Annotated in this window: 18 protein-coding genes and 1 pseudogene; 12 read left to right on the top strand and 7 right to left on the bottom strand. The window is 71.1% G+C overall.

The window, feature by feature from the left end; genetic code table 11:
• Positions 1-10 precede the first annotated feature (10 nt).
• The 9 genes and pseudogenes from WME73_RS01330 to WME73_RS01290 all read left to right on the top strand — a co-directional run bounded on the left by WME73_RS01330 (position 11) and on the right by WME73_RS01290 (position 7685).
• Positions 11-1156, top strand: a complete 1146-nt coding sequence (locus WME73_RS01330; RefSeq protein WP_437914509.1) for a cobalt-precorrin-5B (C(1))-methyltransferase — start codon at positions 11-13, stop codon at positions 1154-1156.
• Complete coding sequence (locus tag WME73_RS01325) at positions 1153-1881, top strand: precorrin-8X methylmutase (RefSeq protein ID WP_437914508.1); 729 nt, start codon at positions 1153-1155, stop codon at positions 1879-1881. Before WME73_RS01330 ends, WME73_RS01325 begins: the two co-directional genes overlap by 4 nt.
• Positions 1878-3215: a precorrin-6y C5,15-methyltransferase (decarboxylating) subunit CbiE gene (gene cbiE, locus WME73_RS01320; RefSeq protein WP_437914507.1), complete on the top strand. Its 1338-nt coding sequence runs from the start codon at positions 1878-1880 to the stop codon at positions 3213-3215. Before WME73_RS01325 ends, cbiE begins: the two co-directional genes overlap by 4 nt.
• Positions 3212-4012, top strand: coding sequence for a precorrin-2 C(20)-methyltransferase (gene cobI, locus WME73_RS01315; protein WP_437743737.1), 801 nt, complete (start codon positions 3212-3214; stop codon positions 4010-4012). The genes cbiE and cobI overlap by 4 nt, the downstream gene beginning before the upstream one ends.
• Complete coding sequence (locus WME73_RS01310; RefSeq protein ID WP_437860114.1) at positions 4009-5148, top strand: cobalt-precorrin 5A hydrolase; 1140 nt, start codon at positions 4009-4011, stop codon at positions 5146-5148. The genes cobI and WME73_RS01310 overlap by 4 nt, the downstream gene beginning before the upstream one ends.
• A pseudogene (gene cobJ, locus WME73_RS01305) lies at positions 5141-6403 on the top strand (precorrin-3B C(17)-methyltransferase). Before WME73_RS01310 ends, cobJ begins: the two are co-directional and overlap by 8 nt.
• A 222-nt stretch (positions 6404-6625) precedes the next feature.
• Positions 6626-6856 (top strand): hypothetical protein, encoded by a 231-nt coding sequence (locus WME73_RS01300; RefSeq protein WP_437914506.1) that lies wholly within the window; start codon positions 6626-6628, stop codon positions 6854-6856.
• Positions 6853-7182: a type II toxin-antitoxin system RelE/ParE family toxin gene (locus tag WME73_RS01295; RefSeq protein WP_437914505.1), complete on the top strand. Its 330-nt coding sequence runs from the start codon at positions 6853-6855 to the stop codon at positions 7180-7182. The genes WME73_RS01300 and WME73_RS01295 overlap by 4 nt, the downstream gene beginning before the upstream one ends.
• 146 nt (positions 7183-7328) lie before the next feature.
• On the top strand, positions 7329-7685 hold the full coding sequence (locus WME73_RS01290) for a hypothetical protein (RefSeq protein ID WP_437914504.1): 357 nt from the start codon (positions 7329-7331) through the stop codon (positions 7683-7685).
• Positions 7686-7946: 261 nt separating this feature from the next.
• Here the strand turns inward: WME73_RS01290 and WME73_RS01285 are convergent, their stop codons facing one another.
• The 6 genes from WME73_RS01285 to WME73_RS01260 all read right to left on the bottom strand — a co-directional run bounded on the left by WME73_RS01285 (position 7947) and on the right by WME73_RS01260 (position 18787).
• Positions 7947-10172 (bottom strand): TOMM precursor leader peptide-binding protein, encoded by a 2226-nt coding sequence (locus tag WME73_RS01285; protein WP_437914503.1) that lies wholly within the window; start codon positions 10170-10172, stop codon positions 7947-7949.
• Between the two features lie 140 nt (positions 10173-10312).
• Positions 10313-11467 (bottom strand): amidohydrolase family protein, encoded by a 1155-nt coding sequence (locus WME73_RS01280; protein WP_437914502.1) that lies wholly within the window; start codon positions 11465-11467, stop codon positions 10313-10315.
• Between the two features lie 17 nt (positions 11468-11484).
• Positions 11485-11877, bottom strand: coding sequence for a YcaO-like family protein (locus tag WME73_RS01275; protein ID WP_437914501.1), 393 nt, complete (start codon positions 11875-11877; stop codon positions 11485-11487).
• Positions 11878-11895: 18 nt separating this feature from the next.
• Entirely contained in the window at positions 11896-12903 is a 1008-nt protein-coding gene (locus WME73_RS01270; RefSeq protein WP_437914500.1) for a hypothetical protein, read from the bottom strand.
• Positions 12827-16978 carry a TOMM system kinase/cyclase fusion protein gene (locus WME73_RS01265; RefSeq protein ID WP_437914499.1) on the bottom strand — a complete coding sequence of 1384 codons (4152 nt, stop codon included), beginning with the start codon at positions 16976-16978 and terminating at the stop codon, positions 12827-12829. Before WME73_RS01265 ends, WME73_RS01270 begins: the two co-directional genes overlap by 77 nt.
• A gap of 51 nt (positions 16979-17029) precedes the next feature.
• Entirely contained in the window at positions 17030-18787 is a 1758-nt protein-coding gene (locus WME73_RS01260) for a sigma-54-dependent transcriptional regulator (RefSeq protein WP_437743720.1), read from the bottom strand.
• A gap of 207 nt (positions 18788-18994) precedes the next feature.
• Here WME73_RS01260 and WME73_RS01255 point away from each other — a divergent pair, with 207 nt between their 5' ends.
• Positions 18995-19147, top strand: a complete 153-nt coding sequence (locus WME73_RS01255) for a hypothetical protein (protein ID WP_437914498.1) — start codon at positions 18995-18997, stop codon at positions 19145-19147.
• Positions 19148-19702: 555 nt separating this feature from the next.
• Entirely contained in the window at positions 19703-20773 is a 1071-nt protein-coding gene (locus WME73_RS01250) for a BPSS1187 family protein (RefSeq protein WP_437914497.1), read from the top strand.
• A gap of 20 nt (positions 20774-20793) precedes the next feature.
• Here WME73_RS01250 and WME73_RS01245 read toward each other — a convergent pair whose 3' ends face one another.
• A complete protein-coding gene (locus tag WME73_RS01245; protein WP_437743717.1) occupies positions 20794-21096 on the bottom strand; it encodes a hypothetical protein in 303 nt (100 codons plus the stop codon).
• A 126-nt stretch (positions 21097-21222) separates the two neighbouring features.
• Between WME73_RS01245 and WME73_RS01240 the strand changes: the two genes are divergently transcribed.
• The gene (locus WME73_RS01240; RefSeq protein WP_437914496.1) at positions 21223-23106 is read left to right on the top strand and encodes an FG-GAP repeat domain-containing protein; all 1884 of its coding nucleotides are present in this window, start codon (positions 21223-21225) and stop codon (positions 23104-23106) included.
• Positions 23107-23170 lie beyond the last annotated feature (64 nt).

Below are 23170 nucleotides of genomic sequence, written 5' to 3'. Positions count from 1 at the left end.
GGATCCCTCGATGGTAGAGGTCCGGCCGAGAGACCCGAAGGGGCAGCGCGAGGGGTTCACGACGGGCGCGTGCGCGGCCGCCGCGGCCAAGGCGGCGGCGCGCGTGCTCGCGCGCGGCGCGGCGGTCGACGCCATCGAGACCACCCTGCCGAACGGGCAGAAGGTCACCTTCCCGCTGAGGCGCTGCGATCGCGACGGGCCGCGCGCCACGTGCAGCGTCATCAAGGACGCCGGCGACGATCCCGACTGCACCCACGGCGCCGAGCTCGTCGCCGAGGTCGAGCTCCGCCTCGAGCCCGGCGTCGAGATCCGCGGCGGCGCGGGGGTCGCCGTGGTGACCAAGCCGGGGCTCGGGCTGCCCGTCGGCGCGCCGGCCGTGAACCCCGTGCCGCGCCGGAACATCACCGAGATGGTCCTCGAGGAGCTCGAGGGATCGGGCTTCGCCGGGGCCACGGTGACCCTCAGCGTCCCCCAGGGCGAGGAGATGGCGAAGCAGACCATCAACGCGCGGCTCGGGCTCATCGGCGGCATCTCCATCCTCGGGACGAGCGGGATCGTGAAGCCGTACTCGACCGCCGCCTTCCGCGCGAGCGTCGTGCAGGCGATCGACGTCGCCGCAGAGCGCGGCATCGCGGCGCTCGCGCTGACGACCGGCGGCAAATCCGAGGCGTACGCGATGAAGCTCTACCCGGAGCTCCCGGAGGAGGCGTTCATCCAGGTGGGCGACTTCATCGGCACCGGGGTCCGCCACGCCGCGCGGCGGCGGATCGCCCGCGCGATCATCGTCGGCATGATCGGCAAGCTCTCGAAGATGGCCGACGGCAAGATGATGACGCACGCCGCCGGCTCGGAGGTGAGCATGGAGCTGCTCGCGCAGATCGCCGAGGAGCTCGGCGCGCGGCCGGAGATCGCCGCCGAGATCCGGCAGGCGAACACCGCGCGGCACGTGCTCGAGCTGTGCCAGCGCGAGGGGCTCACCGGCGTGCCCGGGGGGATCTGCCGGCGCGTCGTCGAGCACACCTCGCGTCACGCGGGCGGCGCCCTCGAGGTGCACGCCTGCCTTGTCGATTTCAACGGGGCGCTGCTCGGCCGGTATCCGGCCGGCGACGCCGGTGCCATCGGTGCGGACAGAGCGGAGAAGGCGGAGGAGCCATGAGTGGTGATGAGGTGCGCGCGGTGAACGACATGCGGCAGATGACCGCGCTCGGGCGGCGCATCGAGGACAAGAGCTTCGCGATCATCGACGAGGAGGTCGGCGCGCACGGCTTCCCGGAGGCCGAGTGGCAGGTCGTCCGCCGCGTGATCCACGCGACAGCCGACTTCGAGTTCTCGTCGCTCATGCGGCTCCACCCCGAGGCGATCGCGCGGGGCATCGCGGCGCTCCGGGGCGGCGCGCCGGTCCTCGTCGACGTGAAGATGATCGGCGTCGGCCTGAACGAGCAGCGGCTCGCGTCGTACGGCTGCGCGATCCACTGCTTCATCTCGGACGACGACGTCATCCAGGCCGCCTCCGCGGCCGGCTCGACCCGCGCGATCGAGTCGATGCGCAAGGCGCACCGGCTCGGGCTCCTCGACGGGGCGATCGTGGCGATCGGCAACGCGCCGACGGCGCTGCTCGAGGTCGTGCGCCTCGCCCGGGAGGAGGGGGCGCGGCCGGCGCTCGTGATCGGCGTGCCGGTCGGCTTCGTGTCGGCGGCGGAGTCCAAGGAGGCCCTGCTCGAGTCCGGGCTCCCCTCCATCGTGGCGCGCGGCCGCAAGGGCGGCAGCCCCATCGCCGTCGCGATCGTCCACGCGCTGCTGCTCCTGTCGTCGGAATCGGCGGCATCGCCGGGATCGACAGGATCTGCGGGCTCGGCCGGGCCGGCCAAGGTGGCGAGATGAGCGCGCGCCGCGCCGTCACCGTCGTCGGCATCGGCGACGACGGGTGCGCCAGCCTGTCGAGCCGCGCCGCGTCCGCGGTCGCCCGCGCCGAGGTGCTCGTGGGGGGCGAGCGGCACCTCGAGTTCTTCCCGCAGTTCCGCGGCGAGAAGATCGCCCTCAAGGGCGGCCTCTCCGCGGCGCTCGACCGCGTGGACGCCCTGTCCGCCGAGCAGAACGTGTGCATCCTCGCCTCGGGCGACCCGCTGTTCTTCGGCGTCGGCGCGCTCGTCGTCCGGAAGCTCGGCGGCGAGCACGTCGAGATCATCCCGAGCCTGAGCTCGGTCCAGTGGGCGTTCGCGCGCACCGGGATCGCCTGGGACGACGCCGCGTTCGTCTCGGTCCACGGGCGCTCCCCCGAGGGGTTCGCGACGCGCCTCCGCCGGCTCTCGAAGGTCGCGGTGCTGACCGACGGAGAGAACAGCCCGGCCCGCCTCGCGGCGCGGCTCCTCGAGCACGGCGACGCCGGCTGGAAGGCGTGGGTCTGCGAGAGCCTCGCGGGCGCCGGCGAGCGCGTGCGCGCGTTCGACCTCGCCGCGCTCGCCGCCTGCGAGGACATCGGCCCGCTGAACGTGCTCCTGCTCCTGCGGAGCGATCCCGCGTGGCGCCCGCCGCCGGCCGTCCCCTACCTGCGCGAGGACGCGTTCGCGAAGCGCATGCCGAAGAACGGCCTGATCACGAAGCGCGAGGTGCGCATGCTCTCGATCGCGTCGATGGCGATCCGCCCCGACGCGGTCGTCTGGGACGTCGGCGCCGGCTCGGGGTCGGTCTCGATCGAGGCGGCGATGCTCTGCCCCCTCGGGCGGGTCTATGCGATCGAGGTCGACCCGGAGGGCGTGGAGATCTGCCGCGACAACGTCCGCACGCACGGGGTCGACAACGTGCGCGTCGTCGCGGGCCGCGCGCCCGAGGCGCTCGCGGCGCTCGAGGACCCGGACGCGGTGTTCGTCGGAGGGAGCAAGGGGAGCATGGAGGAGATCGTCACGGTGGCGCTCGATCGGCTGCGCCCCGGCGGCCGGCTCGTGGTCAACGCCATCACGATGGAGAACGTCGCCGAGACGTACCGCGCGCTGCGGGCGCGGGGGCTCGACCCCGAGGTCACGCTGCTCTCGGTCTCGCGCGGCGTCCCGCTCGCGCGCTACGTGCGGTACGAGGCGCTGAACCCGATCCACATCTTCGCCGCGACGAAGCCGGCGAAGGCGCAGGAAGCAGCGGAAGCAGCGGAAGCGGCGGAGGGCGCGGCGCCGGCCCGGCCAGCGCCCTCCGGTACACCGCGGTCCACCTCGGAGGCGTCATGAGCGGCCTCGGCAAGCTCTACGGCGTCGGCGTCGGCCCCGGCGCGCCGGACCTGCTCACGCTGCGCGCCGTGCGCGTGCTGCAGGAGGCGGACGTGCTCGCGCTCCCCCGCAGCTCGGACTTCGGCGCCTCGATGGCCTACCGGATCCTCGAGCCCGTCGTCGGCAAGCAGCGGGACAAGGAGCGGCTGCTCCTCACCTTCCCCATGAGCAAGGATCCGGATCGCGTCCGCCCCTACGTGGACGCGGCCGTCGAGAAGATCGGCGACCGGCTCTCGCGCGGCCTCACCGTGGCGTTCGCCACCGAGGGGGATCCGTCGCTCTTCAGCACCTTTGTCTATGTGCGCCGCGAGGCGCTCCGCCGCTTCCCCGGGCTCGAGGTCGAGGTCGTCCCCGGCGTCACCTCGGTCACGGCGGTCCCTGCCGTGAGCGGGCTCGCGCTCGCCGACGGGCAGGAGCGGATCGCCATCCTGCCCGCCACGTACGGCGTCGACGACCTGACCGACGTCCTCCAGCGCTTCGACACGGTGGTCCTCATGAAGATCGGCTCGGAGATGCCGAAGGTGACCGAGGCGCTCACGCGCGCTGGCCTCCTCGATCGGGCCGTGTTCGTGTCCAAGGCGACGATGCCCGAGCAGCGGATCGTCCGCGACCTCCGGGCCGCGCAGGGCGAGCGGGGCGACTGCTTCGCCATGGTCGTTGTCACGCGCGGGGAGCGGAGCGGGCTGCTCGTCGGGGAGGCCCCGGCCTCGCCGCCGGGCGGCTTCGACAAGGCTGTTACCGAACCGGAGGCCCCATGATCGCCGAGCGCAAGCCCTACGCCATCTACGCCATCACGCGGCACGGGATCTCCATCGCGCGCAAGCTCATCGAGGGGCTGCCGGGCGCGGATCTCTACGTGTCGCAGAAGCTGTTCGACGGGGCGCCGGCCGGTGCGAAGCCGCTGCCGCTGCCGATGGGGCCGCTCTTGAACGAGGCGTTCACGGCCTACGACTGCCACGTCTTCGTGATCAGCGTCGGGGCGGTCGTGCGCATGATCGCGCCGCTGCTCAAGAACAAGAAGGTCGATCCTGCGGTCGTGTGCGTCGACGACACGGCGCGCTTCTCGATCTGCGTGCTCTCCGGGCACGTCGGGCGGGGCAACGCGTTCACCGAGAAGGTGGCCGGGCTGCTGGGCGCGCAGCCGGTGGTGACCACGGCGTCCGACGCGCTCGGGACGCTGACGGTCGACATCCTCGGCCGGGACCTCGGGTGGACCCTTGACGATCCCGACCGCAACGTGACGCGCGGCTGCGCCGCCGTCGTGAACGCCGCGCCGGTGCTGTTCGTCCAGGAGACCGGCGAGCCCTCGTTCTGGCCCGAGGCGACGCCGCTGCCGCCAGGCGTGCGTTACGCGACGTCGCTCGACGGCGTGGACCCCGGCGCGTGGGAGATCCTGCTCGTCGCGAGCGACCGCGACCTCTCCCGCTCGCACCCCGAGATCGTCGAGCGCGCCGTCGTCTACCGGCCGAAGAGCCTGGTCCTCGGCGTCGGCTGCGATCGCGGCGCGCCGCTCGACATGGTGGAGCGCGGCGTCGACCGGCTGCTCGAGGAGCACGGGCTGTCGGCGAGATCGGTGAAGGCGCTGGCGACGATCGACAAGAAGGCCGACGAGGAAGCGCTGCTCGCGCTGTCGGCGCGGCGGGGGTGGCCGCTTGTCACGTTCACGCCCGAGGAGCTCGACGCGACCGAGGGCATCGAGAACCCGTCGGAGACGGTGAAGAAGCACGTCGGCGCCCGGGGCGTCGCCGAGCCGGCCGCGCTGCGGGCGGCGGGGGCCGCGAGGCTGCTCGTGCCGAAGCGGGCGTACACCGAGGAGGGCGTGGGGCGGTCCATGACGCTCGCGGTGGCGCGCGTCCCCTTCTCGAAGCGCAACGTGGAGGAGAGCCATGGGTGACAGCAAAGGAGTCCTGTCGATCGTCGGGATCGGCCCCGGCGCCGAGGAGCACGCGTCCCGCGCCGCCCTCGAGGCGATCGCGGCCTCGGACCTCATCGTCGGGTACACGACGTACATCCGGCTGGTGAAGCACCTGATCGAGGGCAAGGAGGTGATCAAGACCGGCATGACCGAGGAGATCGGCCGGGCGCGCGCCGCGGTGGAGCGGGCGCGGGACGGGGCGCGCGTGGCGATCATCTCGTCGGGCGACGCGGGCGTTTACGGCATGGCCGGGCTCGTCTTCCAGGTGCTCGAGGAGATCGGCTGGAAGCGCGGCGAGTCGCCGGAGCTCCGCCTCGTGCCCGGGATGACGGCGCTCAACGCGTGCGCGTCGCTCGTCGGCGCGCCGCTCGGCCACGACTTCTGCGCCATCTCCCTCTCCGACCTCCTGACCCCGTGGCCGGTCATCGAGCGGCGGCTCGAGGCCGCGGCCGCGGCCGACTTCGTCATCGGCCTTTACAACCCGGCGAGCGGGCGGCGCACACGCCAGATCGTGCGGGCACAGGAGATCATCCGCCTGCACCGCGCGGGCACGACGCCGGTCGCGCTGGTGAAGAGCGCCTACCGCAAGCTGGAGAGCGCCGTGCTCACCGATCTCGACCATTTCCTCGAGTACGAGATCGGGATGCTGACGACGGTGCTCGTCGGGTCGACCAACACCTTCATGTTCGAGGGCTACATGGTCACCCCGCGCGGGTATACCAACAAGTACACATGGGATGGAGCCGCGCTCCCCGGCCAGACGCCGGGGCGCTCGCTCGTGCTCTCGGACGAGGGCGGCACCGCGGAGGAGGTCTAGATGGCACGCGTAGGGAGGCTGGGCGGCGCGATCCTCGCCGAGACCCAGGGGGCGTATTACCTCGTCGGCAACACCAAGGCGCCGTGCGACTTCCGCGCGGCGGGGTTCGAGCCGCCGGACGAGGTCGACCTCGTGAAGGGGGCCTATGTCCGGCTCAAGCCGCTGCGCGAGGTGAAGGTCGAGCCGCCGGTGCTGCTGCTCGACGTCGAGGGCGAGGAGCTCGCGAAGAAGCTCGTCCACCGCTTCGTGATCGACCGGAATGGCTCGGTGAGCGAGCGGCTGTGGCGGCTCGTCTACAGCCACGACGACCCGCTCGACGACGCCGAGGCGCCGGTCGAGCGGGACGCGCGCTGGCTGGGCGGGATCCCGGAGCCGATCTGGCAGCTCGTGCGCGACAACGTGCTGCGCTGCCTGTAGTCCGATCGGGCACGGGGAGGACGGGGCAGCTCGCCTGCGCGTCGGGGTGTTCGAGGCGCCCCGCACGCTGGCCGCGCGGGGATACCCGGGAAGAGATGCGTCCCACGCGCCAGCGCCTGCGGCGTCAAGGATGCCGCGGCTCCGTGGTGCACCATGGCCACGACCGTGGGATGCCGGTGCTCCGTGGTGCAAGGAGGCCACGGCGGCGCTACGCTTCGCGACGTGCAAGCGCTCAAGGCCCGCGTACAGAACGGTCGCATCGTCGTGGATGAGCCCACGGATCTGCCGGAGGGAATGGTGCTCGATCTCGTCATCGCTGATCCGGGCGACGAGCTCGACGACGAGGAGCGCGCAGAGCTGCACGCGGCTCTGGATGAAGGGCTTGCGGAGATGCGCACAGGAGTAGGCGTCGATGCCGACGCCCTGCTCTCCGAGCTGCGGGCACGCGGGTGAAGGTCCGATTCCTGGGGAGATCGGCCGAGCAGGCGCGCGCGGTGGATGCCTGGTGGCGCGAGAACCGTCACGCGGCGCCGTCGCTGTTCGCCGACGAGCTCGCCGCAGCGCTCCGCATGCTCCGGCGTACGCCGGAGATGGGAGCCCCCTACGACCCCAAGGCGAAGGATGGAGTGCGGCGTGTCTTGCTGACGCGAACGCAGTACTATGTATATTACGCGGTTGAACCGGAGGCGCGCCTCATCGGAGTGCTCGCTGTCTGGAGCTGCCTGCGCGGCAAGCCGCCCAGCTTGGGTCACGTGAAGGGAGTAAAGAAGATGCGCTGAGGTGGCGTGCTCCCCCCGTGCGAGCCGGCTCATGACCAACATGATTGCGATGTTGCTCGCCCCCCTCAGTACCAACGTCGGGTGAGGAAGACTGCCCCTGGAAATCGGGCAGCGGACCGGGCGCACGAAGCCTACAGCGGGGTAGGATGGTGAGAATGTATAATTTACTAGTAACGAGGGACGCTGAGGCATGGGACAGGAAGCCCTCTCGCTACAGGTACCATCCACTTCGATTTCTCGATCGATCTTACCCGGAGTTCACAGACGCGAAGATCCGGGACAGATTCGAGAAGCTCAGCGCCGAGACGATCGCCGAGCTGTGCTCTCTGCCCACGCTCTTCGCGTACGAGGACGAAGTCAATCAGCCTGCCAGGGTTGGCAAGATCCGCTCAATTGCGCCGAACGTAGATAGCATATCAATCACGTTCGAGCTTGATCCCAAGGAGCCGCCCATTCCGCCGGATACCCTGCTAGTGGACTGTTCGATAAATTTTTCAACATAGTCGCGAAGCATATCGAGCCGCCCAGCGGCGCAGCTTCGGCCGCGTCCAGGACCAGGTAATCGGATGTGCAAAGCGTTCGTTATACTCCCGCCAGCTCGCGTCGCCGAGCCACTCGCTACTCGGTATGCCCATCCCGGACGAGCTGCTCCAAGTAGACGGCATCGTCCGTGGACAGATCGATCACGCGCGGCGGTCGCCTTCGCATCCGTGAGGTCTAGCAGACCCGTCGGGACTATGTTGAAAGACTTGTGAAACAGTCCACTAGACGAACAGAGGGACCGGGTTGAGCTCGCCCTCGGCGAGCGGGCGAGCGAGCCACCCCAGCGCGCACGGTACCTGATAGAGCCTCCCCGGGCCGAACCGGGGCCAGAAATGGCGCAGCCCTGGGACGATCACCTGGGCCACGGGCAAGCCGATGTCGGGGCGGGTCTTGTCCACAGCGATGAGCTCGAGGCCCGCCTCGTCGAGGCGCCTCATGCATTCCTGGATGTCGGCGCGCAGATCGGGGCCGCAGATCCGGGGCAAGCTCCCGGCCTCGATCCGCGGGAGATCCGGGTGGGGGAAGAGATGCGCGCGGTCAGGCAACCGCTCGAGGTCCCACGGCGCCCGGCGCGCGCCCCCGGGCTCGAAGAGCTGGTTCAGCTCGGTGAGCGATCGCTGCACGGCGAGGCGCGGGTCGAGGTGGCAGCCGAACCCGATGGTGAATCGATCCTCCCGGGCCTCGTGGGCGAGCGCGACGCAGGTGGGGATACCGAGATCGTGCGTCAGATCGAGCACCCAGACGGCCCAGCCGAACCGGGCATAGTCCGCCTGGAGGGCTTCGAAGTACGGGTCCCCGAAGCTGTCGAGGTCAATGGCCGGGCGACAGAGGCGGTTGTACCACCAGATGGCGGCGGCGTCGCGCTCCACGAGCTCGAGCAGGGCTTGCAATACGGCCTCTTCGAGGCAGGTGCCGGCCGCCACCCCGTTGCCGCAGGGGCCGCAGAACGCGGTGCCGCTCTCGGCCGGGGCCTCGGCGTAGCAGTAGGCCAGCGGGACGTAGCGCCGCTCGCGCTTGCTCAGCGACCAGGCCGGGGTCCAGTCGATCCGGGTGCCGGCGTCGAGCGGCTCCGGTACCCACTGGCGACGATCCGCTGCCCGCGCGTTGAGGTGAGCGCGCTCGCGGTACTGCGCCTCGCTGAAGTTCAGCAGATCGTCGGGCGAGAGCGCCGCCGCGCCGCGCTCGTCCTTGCTGCCGCGGACGCGCGCCTCGTCCCCCTGGTAGACGCCGCTGTATCGCTCGAGCGCCTCGCAGAGCGCGCTCACCCTGGCCTGGTCCGCGCTGCGCCCCTTGCCGGCGCAGCTCTTGTCGAAGACGTTGGTGCGCGGGACGCCCTCCCGGGGGCAGGCCAGGTAGCCGGACGCGTACACGGCGCGGAGCTCGGTGTCCCGCCCCGGCATCGGCACGAGGTACGTCACGGCTCCGGTGATCGGGCTGACGAGGTGCTGATAGCGCTCGTAGGTCCGGCGCGGGGTCTGCCGGCGATATCCACCGTCCTCGTAATGCGCCTTCTCCACCGGCTGCAAGTCGATCGGGCGCTCGCCGACGGCCGCCATCCGCGCCGGATCGCCGCACGCCGGGCACTGCGGCCTCCGGACGACCGCGTGCGCGGTGATCTGGAACGTGGCCAGGTCGAGGGCGAGCACCCGGGCACCGAGCGCCCGGGGAGAGCTGGTATCCTCCCCGGCGAGCGCGCGGGCGATGGCCGAGGCGCCGAGCCCGCAAGCGGTCCGTACGCTCGCCTCGGTGGCCGCCCTGGGGGGAGGGACGTGGCCCTCGTGCCCCCGGCGCCGGCGAACGAGCTCCTCGACCGGGCGGTTCTGGCGCATCCGGAACGCCAGGCATTCCCAGCAGGGGCCGGCGCCGGGCTCGAAGACGGGCCCGATGAGCGGCTGGACGCCGGCAGGCCTGATCAGGAACCAGCGCGTCCCTTCACGCAGCGCACGGCGGTTGATCGAGGCCAGCTCGGGCTGCACATGGTCGTCGGCCACGACCACCTGCACCGCCGCCTCGCCGTCGATCCGCACGCCTGCCTGTTCGAGCGCCTCGGTCATCCACCCGGCGGGAGCGGCTTCGCCAACGGCCAGGACCGACACCGGGGTCCGGCTCAGGGCCTCGGCGGCCGCCTTGCCGTCGAGACCCACCCCGCGCCAGTACGCCGCGTGCTCGGAGGGGAGCTCCGGTGTTGCGGGGACCAGGTAGCCACGCGCCGCGAGCCGGCTCAGGGCATACAGGGTCTCGGGCTCGGAGAACCGATCGCGCGCGGCGCGCAGGATCTCGTGCACCGTGCGCCGGCCGTCGACGAGCGCGGCCACCTCGGCGGCGCAGGCGCCGGAGAGGACGAAGCGCTCGCGCTCGCCGATCAGGAAGACCACGCCCGCATCCATGCGCTCGACGCGCAGGGTGGGCTTGAACGCCAGCACCTGGCTCAATTCCAGAGGATCCATCGTCGTTCCTGTTTTCACCCGCCAAGGAGCAGGTGCAAGTGGCGTGCTCGAGGAGAGCGACCGCCGGATGGCCGGGGATCGCCGGGCCTCCCTGGACCCATCAGGATCCGGGCGGAGTGGAGCCGCACGCGGCCGTGCCCCTACATCCCCATGAGGCCGCAGGGGCTCTCCCAGAGGATCGTCCGCAGCGCCTCGTCCCCGAGCGCGCCCCGCAGCGCCATCACCTCGTCGACCATCCCGGGCCCGTGGTCGAGGTGGGGGAAATCGGTCCCGAACACCATCCGCGTCGCGCCGATCTCCTTCACCACCCGGTCGAGCATCACCTCGCTGGGCTCGAGCGCGATCCAGCACTGCCGCTGGAAGTACTCGGAGGGCGGCCGGCGCACCCGGCCGCGCACCTCGCCGCGCATCTGCGCGTACTCGACGTGGTCGAGCCGCCATAGCCAGTAAGGCAGGAAGCCGCACCCCGCCTCGAGCAGGCCCACCCGCAGCGTCGGGTGGGCCTCGAGAACACCACCCTCGATCAGCGAGAGCAGCGCCATCATCGCCTCCATCGGATGAGAGCAGGCATGCCGGCCAAAGTGGGTCTGGAAGCGATCAGCGCCTGCCGTGGGGAGGCGCGAGTGCGTGCCTTCGTGGAGGAGGATGGTGACCGTGTGGTGCTCGCACGCGGCCCAGAATCGCGCATAGGCAGGAGCGCTCAGCGTGAGGCCCTGCACCGGGTTGGGCCGGAGGACCACCGAGCGCACGCCGCCATGGACCGCTTGCTCGAGATCGCCCACCATGGCCTCCGGATCGTGGCGTGAGATGAGCGCCGGGCCCAGGAGTCTCTCGGGCGCGCTCGAGCAGAAATCGCCCAGCCATCGATTGTATCCGCGGGCGTAGGCGCGCGAGCGCTCCGCGTCGATGGAGTCGTCGTTGACCAGGTAGGTCGCGAACGTGGGGAGCATGACGGCGACGTCGACGCCGGTCGTGTCCATCTCGGCGAGGTGCCCCCGAGGCGTCGTTGCGGCGGCAAGAAGCTCGCGACGCCCCTCGGCGATGAGCCCGACCTCGATGTACGCCGCCTCGGGGACACGCATGACGGGCTCGCCAGCCACACAGAGGATCTGGGGCGTGGGCAGGAGCGCGTGCTCACCCAGGCGATTCAGCCGCTCGGCCAGGGGCTCGGGGGGGCCGAAGGGCTCGAACCGAGGCGCAACTTCTCGCATCCGCGCCGGCAGGTACTCCGGCCACATGGCGACGGGTTCGAGGACGTGACGGTCCACATCGATGATCCGAAATCCATCTCGCATCCTCAGCTCCTCGGCAGCTAGACGAACAGAGGGACGGGATTGAGCTCGCTCTCGGCGAGCGGCCGGTCGAGCCACCCCAGCGCGCACGGTATCTCGTAAAGCCTCCCCGGGCCAAATCGCGGCCAGATTTGGCGCAAACCCGAGACGATCACCTGAACCACATGCAAGCCGATATCCGGGCGGGTCTTGTCCACCACGATGAGCTCCAGGCCCGCCTTGTCGAGGCGCCTCATGCATTCCTGGATGTCAGCGCGCATATCGGGGAGCACGGCCACCTCGGCCATGCGCGCGCCGGAGAGGACGAAGCGCTCCCGCTCACCGGTCAGGAAGACCACGCCGGGATCCATGCGCTCGACCCGCAAGGTGGGCTTGAACGCCAGCACCTGGCTCAGCTCCAGGGGCTCCATCATCGGTCCTGATTCCGACCGCTAGGAACAGCAGCTGAACGGGTATTGTGCCCCGGCGGCGTTGTACGCGGCGAGGGCGAGAGGCTCGTCGCTCGAATTGTCCGGCGGCTGGGGCAGACAGAGCGTGAGCATGTGACGCCGGCTAGACTCCCAGGGGCCAGTAATGTTTCTGGGATTGTTGTTTCCTGCGCCAAGCCCCTCGTCGCTTGTTGTATCGTTATTTCCTACACCGTTGCCCCTACCACCGGCGGGAGCCTTCCAATTAGAAGCGCCGTCCCATTTGGCGCCCTTATCTTCCTGGATATAGAGCCCCATCTCCCAGGGCATTCTGTACCTTCGGATGGTCTGCAGAGCTTGCATGGCGTTGGTCTGGAGCATTTCTTTGAAGGACGGGTTGGTCCATGCCTTGGCCATCGCCCCGAGCAGCGCGACCTTGAACGCCGTGAAATCCGCGTCGTCAGGCATGAGCTGGCCGGAGATCGTCGGCGCGCTGATGCAGACCTCCCCGTAAAAACTGGTCGCGTCGCCCGGGTCGACCTGGAGCGGCGCGACGGCCTCATCCGTCGGTTTGATGCACCAATTCCCCCAGTCGTCGCTGAACAGATTCGCGTGCTGCATGTAAAACTCTGTGAGCGCACGAGCCTGGATCGGATGGTTGCCAGACGTGGTGCTCCCGGTGGAAGACGGCGCGCTGAGCGGCAGCCACAACGTCAGGCTGTCTATCGGGGGCAGGGCGGTCGGTGGGGTACTGCGGGGTGAAGACGGCGCGGGCCTGGGCCAGATCCACTCGTCGCCAGTCCACTCGAGCCTGGTGCCGCCCACGATCTGGATCTGGCATACGTTGTTCCACGGTGAGCGCTCCCAGTCAAAGCCATACTCCCTCAGGACAGTGATGGTGTTGCCGGTGCCAGCCTCGCTCGCGTAAGGGCTGGTGATCAGCTGTTTAAGAAGTTCAGGATCGCTCCACGCTCCCGCGATCGCGCGCAAATACGCGGTGCGAAACCGGATCAGCTGGCTCATGTCTTTCATCGAATTCTTCCTTTTTCGTGACGCGCTCCTCGATGCCTCGCAGGCAGGGGTGAAGCGCGAGCAGTTCGTCGAGGCGGGCTCGGTATGGCGAGGCGCCGCCGAAGCGCCGGAGCAGCTCCAGCGTCGCCAGCGCTTCAATCCTCGGCATGTCGTAGTGCCGCGCGAGCCGGGCGGCTTGCTCCAGCGAGAGCCGCACGCCTTCGGCCGCAGGATCCTTGTGCGCCTCGTACATGGCCCGACGGAGGTGGAGCTCGGGCTCGTAGTAGTGCTCGTCGTTCTCGCGGCACAAAGAGAGGCAATGGTCGATGCACGCGATGGCCGCGTCGAGATCGCCGCGCTCGGTCTGGCGGTCGGCCATCAGAGAGCCGTAGTACGAGAGGCCGAGCTTGCACCCGAGGCTGGAGAGGCCTTCCATGATCGCCCGGGCGCGCTGGTCGTCGCCGGTCGCCCAGTCGTGGAGGGTCTTCGCATAGCCCTCGTAGGCAGGCAGCCCATGTTTACCGCTCAGGGTGAGGATCTCTCCGGCCATGGAGGCGACCGCGCGCCGGTCGCCAGCGAGCTGGTAGATCATGCACCCATACAGCAGACAAAGGGCGATCGAGGGCACGTGGCCGACCTCGCGCGCCCATTCGAGGGCGCTCGTGATGTGCGCGAAGGCAGAGGCGGTGTCGCCGGAGTACCAGCAGAGCTGCGCTACGTACGCCTTCGCCAGGACCAGCGAGTCCAGCCCGAACCGCACCCCGTGGTCCCGATGAATGTCGGGATCGTAGAGCTCGACCGCGCGCTCGGCCACGCGCCGCGCGGCTGCGTGGTCGCCATCCACGAAGAGGGCGAGCGCGTAGAGCGCCTCGATAGCGGCGCGGAGCCCCCGGTCGCCGCAGCGCTCGGCGATGGCGACCAGCTCTTCTATCAACACGCGCGCCGTTCGGCGGTTGCTGGCCACGTGATGGTAGACGAACAGGAAGCTCAACGTCGGCACACGGTGCTCGCTGTCCTGTGTGAGCAGCTGCAGCAGGCTGGCCGAGCGATCGACGGTCGCCTTAACCCGCGGATCGGCCCAACCATGGTTCGCCATCAGGGCCTGGGTCAAGACGCCGTTCGCGCGGAGCTCGGCCTCGACCCCCTCGGCGCCCGACAGCGCTTCGGCCCACGCCACAGCATTGGAGGCGTGCACGACGGCCTCGGCGTAGGCCGAGCGCTGCAGCGCCTGCTCCGCGGCGCGCTGCGCGTAACCGACGGCCTGCCCCTTCTGCTCCGCCGCCGCGTGGTGGTACGCGAGCAGATCCGGCCGCGTCCGGACCATCTCCGGAAACCGCTCCTCCAGCGTCGCAGCGATCCGCGCGTGGACCCTCCGCCCCGCGCCCGTGGAGAGCGACTCATAGGCCGCATCCCGCACCAGCGCGTGCTTGAACACCCCTACTGCATCCTTCTGCCGCCGCTTGCGCAGCAGGAGCCCCGCGCTCATCAGCCGCTCCAGGTCGTCCTTCACCGCCGCTGGGCCGAGCGGGCTCGCTGCCGAGAGCACCTCGACGCTGAACTCCCGCCCCAGCGCGGCCGCGAGCTGGGCCGTCTCCTTGGCGCGCTCCAGCCGATCCAGGCGCGCCGTGAGCAGCGCCCGCAAGGTCCCCGGGATCGCTGCCCTCGAAAGCGACCCCGTGAGCTCGTAGCGATCCTCCCGCTCCACGAGGAGCCCCGAGTCGAGCATCATCCGGAGCAGCTCCTCCGCGAAGAGCGGCACCCCGTCCGCGCGGCCAGCCACCTGCTCGATCACGGCGGGAGGCAGCGCCTTGTTGCCCACCAGCCGGGTGAGCATCTCCTCCATCTGCGCGCGCTCGAGGCGGCTCAGCGGGAGCAGCAGCACATCGGCCGTCGAGAACGACGGCGAGAACTCCGGGCGAGCCGTCATGACGACGCACAGGGGGACCGCGGGCGCCTCGCGAACGACCTGCGCAAGGAACTCCATCGTGGTGGAGTCGGCCCAGTGCAAATCTTCGGCCAGCAGGAGGACGGGCCGCCTGTCGGCCATCGCGAGGAGCAGCGACGCGACGGTCTGGAGCGTCAGCGCCTTCTGCCGCTGCGCCGAGACGTCGAGCGGGGCGTACGGGGCGCCGAGGGGCAGGGAGAAGAGCGGCACGAAGAGCGGCATGGACTCGGCCAGCGCGAAGCCGTGGCCGGCGAGCTCCCCCTCGAGCCGCGCGATCTTGCTACCCGCGTCGGGCTCCTGGTCGAGCCCGAGCGCGCGCTCGAGGAGCTCGATCACCGGGCGCAGGGGGCTGTTTTGCGTGGCGGGCGAGCACCGCGCCTCGAGGAAGGTGTGGTCCTCGTGCGCTACCCGATCGCGCAGCGCGCGCGCCAGGCGGCTCTTGCCGATGCCGGGCTCGCCGGTGATGAGGCTCGACTGGCCCGCCCCCTCGCACGCGCGGCGCCACCGCTCCAGGAGGAGCCTGATCTCCGCATCTCGACCGGGGAGCGGCGCCTTCGAGCCGTCGGGGGTCGGCCACCTCGCCGCAGCGCCGTGCTCCTGCCCGAGGCGGTAGGTCTCCACCGGCGCCGCGATTCCCTCGATGGAGCAGGCCCCTTCGCTCTCGAGGTCGAAGGAGGCGCGCAGCAGCGCTTGCGACGCGGCGCTGACCGCCACGGCTCCCGGCGGCGCCAGCGCGGCGAGCCGCGCGGCGAGCCGCGGGGTGGCGCCGGTGACGAGGCACGCGCCGTCGAGATCCCCCAGATTCCCGTCGACGACCAGGCCGGTGTGGAGGCCGACGCTCACGTCGATCCGCACGCCCGGCGCCGCGCTGCGTGGGTCCTCGGCGTCCTCGGGTTGCGCGGCGCCGGCCATCGCCAGCGCCGCGCGGGCAGCGCGCTTGGCGTCGTCCTCCGCCGCGCTGGGGTAGCCGAAGTAGACAAGCAGATCGTCGCCGAGCGCCGCGGCCACGTACCCCCCGTACCGGCGCCCGACGTCCGCGCAGAGGGTGAGCGCCGAGCGCAGGGGATCGTCCAGCGCCTCGGCGTCGGCGGCCTGCCCGGCGGCCGCGCGCGCCCTCAGGTGACAGCAGAGCGCCGTCAGCTGCCGGCGCTCGCCGTCGAGCGCGGGCGCCCTCCGTCGGTCGAGCGACGTGGCGACCGTCGCGGCCGAGGCGAGCGACAGCGTGTCGGCGCTGGCCGGGGGGCCGCCGGCGCCGAGCAACGCCTCGCGCGAGAGCCCGCGCAGGTTGCAGGCCTCGAGCACCTCGAAGAGCCCACGGGCGGTCACATCGCGCGCGCCTTCGTCCTTGCGGAGAGCGCGGGCGAGCAGGTCGCCCAGGGGGTGGCGCTCGAGCGCGGCGGGGATCGGGACGGGATCGGGGCCGAGCAGCCGGTAGAAGATCTCGGCCTCCGTGCCGCCGTAGGCTGGCTTGCCCGTCAGGCACTCGAGGAACACGAGGCCCCACGAGAACAGATCCGCGCGCGGCGAAGCCTCGGCGCCGCGCCACTGCTCCGGCGCCCCGTAGCCGGGCGTGCCCAGCGCGTCGTGGCTGCCGGTCAGGCGCGTGGATCGCCCGTCGTCGAGCGTGGCGCCGATCCCGAAGTCGAGCACCAGCGCGTTGCGGCGGGCGCCCGTGGGGATCACCATGATGTTGCTGGGCTTGAGGTCGCGGTGGACAACGCCCGCCGCGTGGGCGCACGCGAGGGCGTCGAGCACCTGGAGCATCAGGTGCCGCGCCTCGGACGGCGCGAGCGCGCCCTCTCGCTCGAGCAGGGCGGCGAGGTTGTCGCCAGGCGCGAAGGCGAACGCGGCGTAGAGGGTCCCATCTTCCACCTGCCCCGCGTCGACGAGCTGGACGAGGTTGGGGTGGTGAAGCTGGGCGCAGAGCCGCGTCTCGCGCAGGAAGCGCGTGACCCGCCTGTCGGCCTGCGCGACGCCTCCCTGCTCGGCGAGGCGCAGGATCTTCAGGGCGATCGGCTGCCCGGTGGTGAGCTGGCGGGCCTTGTGCACCACGCCGAAGCCGCCCTCGCCGAGCTTGGCCAGGATCTCGTAACGCCCGTCGAACGTGGCGCCTGGTGCGAGCGCGGCACCGTTTGCGACATAACACTGCATGATCGATCTCGTGGTCGCAGGAGGCGCTCGGAGAGCGCTGGCACCGCTCCCTCAGGGCTCCTTGTCGGCGTCGAGCACTGCCAGGAGATCCGGATCGACCTCACCTCCAAGCAGGTCCAGGACCTCGCGCACCCGCGAGAGCTCGCGCCGCAGCGTCCGATGATGGTTGCGGTTCTTGAGCAGCATCTCCTGGCCGAGCAGCGTGAAGGCGTCGTCCCGGTTGCCCGTCCGCTGCACCGCCGCGCCGAGGACCATGCCTCGGAAGGCGTCGGTCAGCTCGAGCGGGAGCGGGGCGCTGCCGCCCCGGCGTCGCTCGGCCTCGTTCACGAAGCTGAGCGCCGCCCGCCAGAGCAGCTTGGACAGCGCGCTCGGCTCGGCGTCGCTGTCGAAGGTGAGCGCGCGCTCGACGTGGCGCCGCTGGATCACCAGATCGCCGCCGAGGCCGCTCTGCCCCGCGAGATGGAGCGCGTAAGCGCGCCGGACGATGTTGTCGAGCTGCCGCAGGTTGCCCGGCCAGGGCGCGGACACGAGGAGCTTCATGGCGTCGGGCTCGAAGCGCGCCGTACCCGTGCCGTCGGCCTCCTGATGGCGCCGGTTCAGCATGTAGTCGGCCCAGCGCGGGAGCTCGTCGAGCCGCTCGGCGAGCGGGAGCAGCCGCACCGGCAGGACGTTGATGCGGTAGTACAGGTCCTCGCGGAAGCGGCCGGCGCGCACGGCGGCGCGCAGATCGGCGTTGGTGCCGACGAGGAGGCGCGCGTCGGCGCGGCGCTCCCCCGCCCCGTCGTCGCCCAGCATCCGGTAAGCGCGCTCCTCGATGAAGCGCAGGAGGCCCGCCTGGGCCTTGAGCGAGAGCTTGTCGATCTCGTCGAGGAAGAGCGTGCCCTTCGCGGCGCGGGCGACCGCGCCTGGGTTGTCCTTGACCGCTCCGGTGAAGGCGCCCCGCTTCCAGCCGAACAGCTCGGCCATCTGCAGGTCCTCGGGCACGCCGAGGAGGTCCAGCGATTCGAAGGGCTGGCCCCGGCGCTGCGAGTGCTCGTGGCACCAGCGCGCGAGCCTGGATTTCCCGGCGCCGGTCGGGCCGGTGATCAGGATGGTGTCGTCCCGCGGGGCGAAGGCGCGGAGCAGCTCGACGAGGTGCGCGGTGCTCTGACCGACGACCGGCAGGAACTCGTCCGGGCTCGCCGGCTCGTCCGAGCGAAGCGGCAGCGCGCGGGCGGCGATGAAGGCCCCGGCGATGCTGGCGAGGATCGCCAGCTCCTCGTGGCACTCCGCCCAGGGGAGCTCGAGCCCGACGGCCCCCCTGCAGCTCGCCTCGATCGTGATCATGCCGTCGACGCTGCCGCCCGGCGCGCGCAGCGGGACGACATGGACGTGGGTCGCGTCGCGACCGAGCATCCGCTCGCGTGTCGCGTCGCCGGGCATGCCGGCCGCCGCTGGCGGGTGGCGGAGCGCCATGGCCCCGTCCGGCATCCAGGAGCGGAGCGAGGCGCGCTGGACGTCGATCGAGACCGAACAGCGGTGCTTCTCGATCCAGCTCCAGACGCTGCCGGAGGTGAGATAGCCGGTGCCTTCGATGCGCGCGCCGCTCAGGCGGTCGATGCCGAAGAGGCGCTGGTAGCTGTCCTCGGGGCGGAGGTGGACCACGCCACGCAGGATCCGAGCGCGCCCGGCGAACGGGCTGTCGGCGAGCGCCTCTTCGACGCAGGTGAACATGGCCTGGAGGACCGCCGTGGCAGCTTCGTCAAAGTACGTGGCCGACACGAGGCGGGGGACGAGGGAGATGAAGCTCTCGTCACGGGATGCGGTCACGATAGGCAGCAGGAAAGCAGGAGAACCGGGGCGGGTCCAGGTGGAACGAACAGGCTCGCGTCTCCTGCGGACGCGCTGCGTCCCGGCGGGACGCGAGCCCCCTCTCGCCTCGGAGGCCGTGGCAGCGCCGGCGTCCTGCCCGAGGGACCACGGGAGGCGCCGCGGGTCCGAAGGCCGGACGCGCCATGAGGTGGCCGAATGCCATGCGTGGATGCCGTCCAATGCGGCCGGGGCAATGAAAAGCGAATCGAGGTGCGCGAGATCAAGGTGGCGCCGCCGGTGCTGCTGCTCGGCGTCGGTGCTGGAGCCAGAAGACGCCAGCTCCTGCAGGCGTCACCTCGTCTTCTCGAGCGGGCGTGAGAAGACGAGCACCGGGAGCCCACTCACCGGCACCACGCTCTCGTCCACCAGCGTGAAGCCGTGCTTGCGGTAGAACGCGGCGTTGCGCGGCTGCTGGCCGTGCGCGCCCTTGCGCTGCGGCGCCTGCCCGACACGCCGCCCCTCGGCGAGGTGGCCTCGGCGCTGGGGCTCAGCGTGCGCTCGCTGCAGCGCAAACTCTCGCTGAGCCGCACCTCGTTCGTGGAGGTGCTGGACGAGGTACGCCGCGATCGCGCGGAGCAGCTGCTGGACGAAGGGGTGCTGACGCTCGGCGAGATCGCCGCCCGTGTGGGGTCGCCGAGCAGGCCTCCTTCACGCGCGCGTGGCGGCGCTGGCGCGGAGAGGCCCCGTCACCGAGCCGCCGCCACGGATCGGCGCTCACGCCACGGCGAGGCCGGTGAAGCGCCCGGGGTTCCTCGTGGGAGAACGCGTATCTCACCAGCTCGGCGAACGCGACGGCGGCGCCCTGCGAGACCGCCGTCGCCAGCCGGCACGTCCACCGCGGTGCGCCGGAGATGATCTGGTAACGTTTCGAGCATGCGGATCACGGCGTGGATCGGTTGCGCCTGGTGGACGCTCGGGTGCGTGGCGTGCGGCGGCTCGTCGAGCGACGGCGGCCCCCCGGGCGCTGGCAGCGGAGCAGCCACGGGCACCGCGACTACCGGGACCGGCGGCGCCGCCGCGACCTCCGGGGTCGGTGGCTCTGCGGGCGGCGCGGGCGGCGCGGGCGGCGCGGGCGGCGCGGGCGGCGCGGGCGGCGCGCCGCGCGAGCTGCACGTGGACACGAGCTCACCCGAGCTCAGCGAGATCCGGTTCAAGCCCAGCGAGCTCGATCCAGAGGTCTCCGACCGCGACCTGGAGCAGGTGGCCCTCCTCGACACTCGGGTCGCGCGGTTCGCGGGCAAGCTCGTCGTCACGCTGTCGGGGAGCAGCCAGCCTCCTGGCCCGCTCGACCTCACCCGCTTCGTCGCCGCGCGCGGCTTTCACGCGTTCGCGGTCGCCTACAAGAACGACTACAACATCGTTCAAAATGATCCGGACACGTTCGGCGACGCGCGGCTCGAGGCGTTCGACGGTCAGGACCACACCGCGCTCATCGAGGTGACAAGGGCCGACAGCATCGAAGCGCGGCTGGCGAAGGCGCTCGCGCACCTGAAAGAGGTCCACCCGCGAGGCGACTGGGGCTACTTCCTCGAAGACGACGGGAGCCCGCGCTGGTCGGCCATCATCTTCAGCGGCCACTCGCACGGCGCGAGCTCGGCCGCCCGCATCGGCAAGGTCGTCCGGCTCGACCGGGTGGTGTCGCTGGCCGGGCCGCGCGACACGAACCCGGTGAGCGCCACCTGGCTGTCGGAGCCGTCGGCGACGCCCGTGGATCGCATGTTCGGATTGACCGGCGAGCGCGATGAGCAGCACCCGGATCACCTCAAAGCATTCGACCTCATCGGCCTCCCCGGCGAGCTCGTCGAGGTCGACGTCCCGGGCGCGGCGCCGCCGTACGGTGGATCGCACCGGCTCGCGCTCAAGGACGGCGACCACGGAGCCTCCGGTAATTGCGGCGCGCACGTCGCCGTCTGCGAGGCGATGTTCGGCTTGCCGCTGCCGTGATGTCGCGCTCCCCGTCGAGGCTAGCGATCCGCGCACCGCGATGCGGGGCTCCCGGCCCTCTCCCACGCCACCGACTCGTAATGGCGGAGCCCCTCGTCGGTCAGCGAGAGCACGCTCGTGACCCCGAGCCGGCGCACGTCGCGGCCGAGTTCGATCAGCGCCTCGGCCGCCGAGGCAAAGAGCATATCAACGACGGCCTCGCGATCGTGCATCGCCAGGGCGCGCAGCGCCGATGGCAGCGTGAAGACCACGTAGAGCGAATGGGTGGGCAGTATCGCTCCATCCGGCGCTCGACCCAGCGCGCCTGCTCCAGGCTCTGGCACTTCGGGCAACTCCCATTCCCTGAGCCCATCTGGCAGCTCGTGCGCGACAACGTCCTGCGCTGCCTGTAGTCTCGACCGGATCGCTTTTCCCGCGGCGACCGCGGGCGTGACGATCGGAGGTCGAACGTGAAACGGTCTTTCCTCGCCCTCGCGGCGGCGTTGCTCGCGGTGGGTTGCTCGGCGAAGTCGAGGACGTTCTCCGGCGAAGAGCCCCAGGGCGGGGGCGGAAACGGCGGCGGCAGCAACGACGGCGGCGGCGATGCGGGCACCGGCGGCAGGAGCGACGGCGGCGGCGGGAACGACGGCGGCGGGCCGCTGTGCGCCGGCGTGGACTGCAGCCACCTCGACGGCGGCTGCATGCGCGGCGTGTGCATCGAGGGCGGGTGCTTCGCCGAGCCGCGGCGAGCGGGGACCGAGTGCGCGGCCGCGGCCGGCGAGTGCGACGCGGCCGACACGTGCGACGGCGCGGGCGAGTGCGTCGCGAACCGCGCGCCGGACGGCACGGCGTGCACGGGGTGCCCGAGCGGGGCGTGCGGCGGCTGTACGATGGGGGTGTGCGCCGATGGGCCCGCGGTCACCTGCGGCCTCCGCTTCGCCGACGTGACCGCCGCCTCGGGGCTGCCGGCGACGACAGGCAGCTCGGTCGTCGCGTGGCTCGACGTCGAGAACGACGGCGACCCCGACGTGTTCCTGCGCGGCAGCGGCCTGTACATCAACAACGGCGCGGGCGTGTTCACGGAGGGGGCCGCCGCGCGCGGCATCAGGGATCTCGGCACCACCTCCGAGCATTACCCGGTGATCGCCGCCGACTTCGACAACGACGGCGACATGGACATCTTCGTCGCCAACGACACCCGCTACGGCACGATCCCGAACCGGCTCTATCGCAACGACGGCAGCGGCACGTTCATGAACGTCGCGCTCTCGGCCAACCTCGAGCTCACGACGACGACGCCCGGGCCGGCGGTGTGGATCGATCACGATCGCGACAACGACCTCGATCTGTTCTTCGGCTCGGAGTTCGGCACGTCCGCCATGTTCCGGAACGACGGTGCGCTGCCGTTCGCCGATGACAGCGCGCGCTTCAGCACCTTCCTCCAGGGCGACAGCGCGACGTGGGCCGATCCCGACGCCGACGGCGATCTCGACCTCTACATGGCCACCGGCTCGACCGGAAACGGGAACCGCTTCTTCCGCTTCACGTCGCCGAGCTGGACGGACGTTGCGACGTCGGCCGGGCTCGAGGACGCGCCGGCGGCCAGCTCCCGTTGGGGCGGCGCGACCTGGATCGATATCGATGCCGACGGCGACCTCGATCTCCTCTCGGTGCGCGACGGGGACGCGGACGATCTGCTCTATTACAATGCCGGCGCCGGCGCGCCGTTCTCCGGCGCCATGGCGGAGAGCGTCGGGCTCGGAGACGGATCGTTCATGAGCGCGAGCGTGTGGGCCGACTGGGATCAGGACGGCGACCTCGACGCGTACGCGGGCGGCACGCTCTACCGCAACGACGCGGGCACGTTCGCGGCCGCCGGCGCCTCGCTCGGGATCACCGCGCAGCAGGTCGGCTCGTTCGCGGACGTCGACGGCGACGGCGACCTCGACCTCCTCACCACGAGCTTCGGAGGAGCGGCGCTCTACCGCCGCGACGTGACCGGAATGCCTTGCCGCGCGCCGGGCTACGCGGTCGTCCGCGTGCTCACCGATCGGGACGGCAATGCGACCGACGCGAACGTGAGGGAAGATCGCGACGCGATCGGCGCGCGCGTCGACGTGGACCTCGACGGCGACGGCGACTTCCGCGCGGGCGGCTATACAGGGGCCGATCGCGTGGCGACCTACCTCGTGGGCGCCGGCCAGTGGGGCAACCGGCAGCAGAGCCAGCTCCCGCTGATCATCGGGATGGGGGCCGCGGCGTCGGTCGATATCCGCGTGACGTTCCCCGACGGCTCGGTCGTGACACGCAACGACGTCGCCCCGGGCGCGCGCATCACGATCAACGATGTCTGACGAGGGTGGTACACGAGATCGGCGCGATCCGGCGTGGCGGATCGATTGTCCAATGCGGGCTCAA

Origin of the sequence: Sorangium sp. So ce302, assembly GCF_051530145.1 — a bacterium.
Lineage (GTDB): Bacteria > Myxococcota_A > Polyangia > Polyangiales > Polyangiaceae > Sorangium > Sorangium cellulosum_B.
Note: the sequence above shows the minus strand (reverse complement) of the source record. Positions and strands in the feature narration are given on the sequence as shown.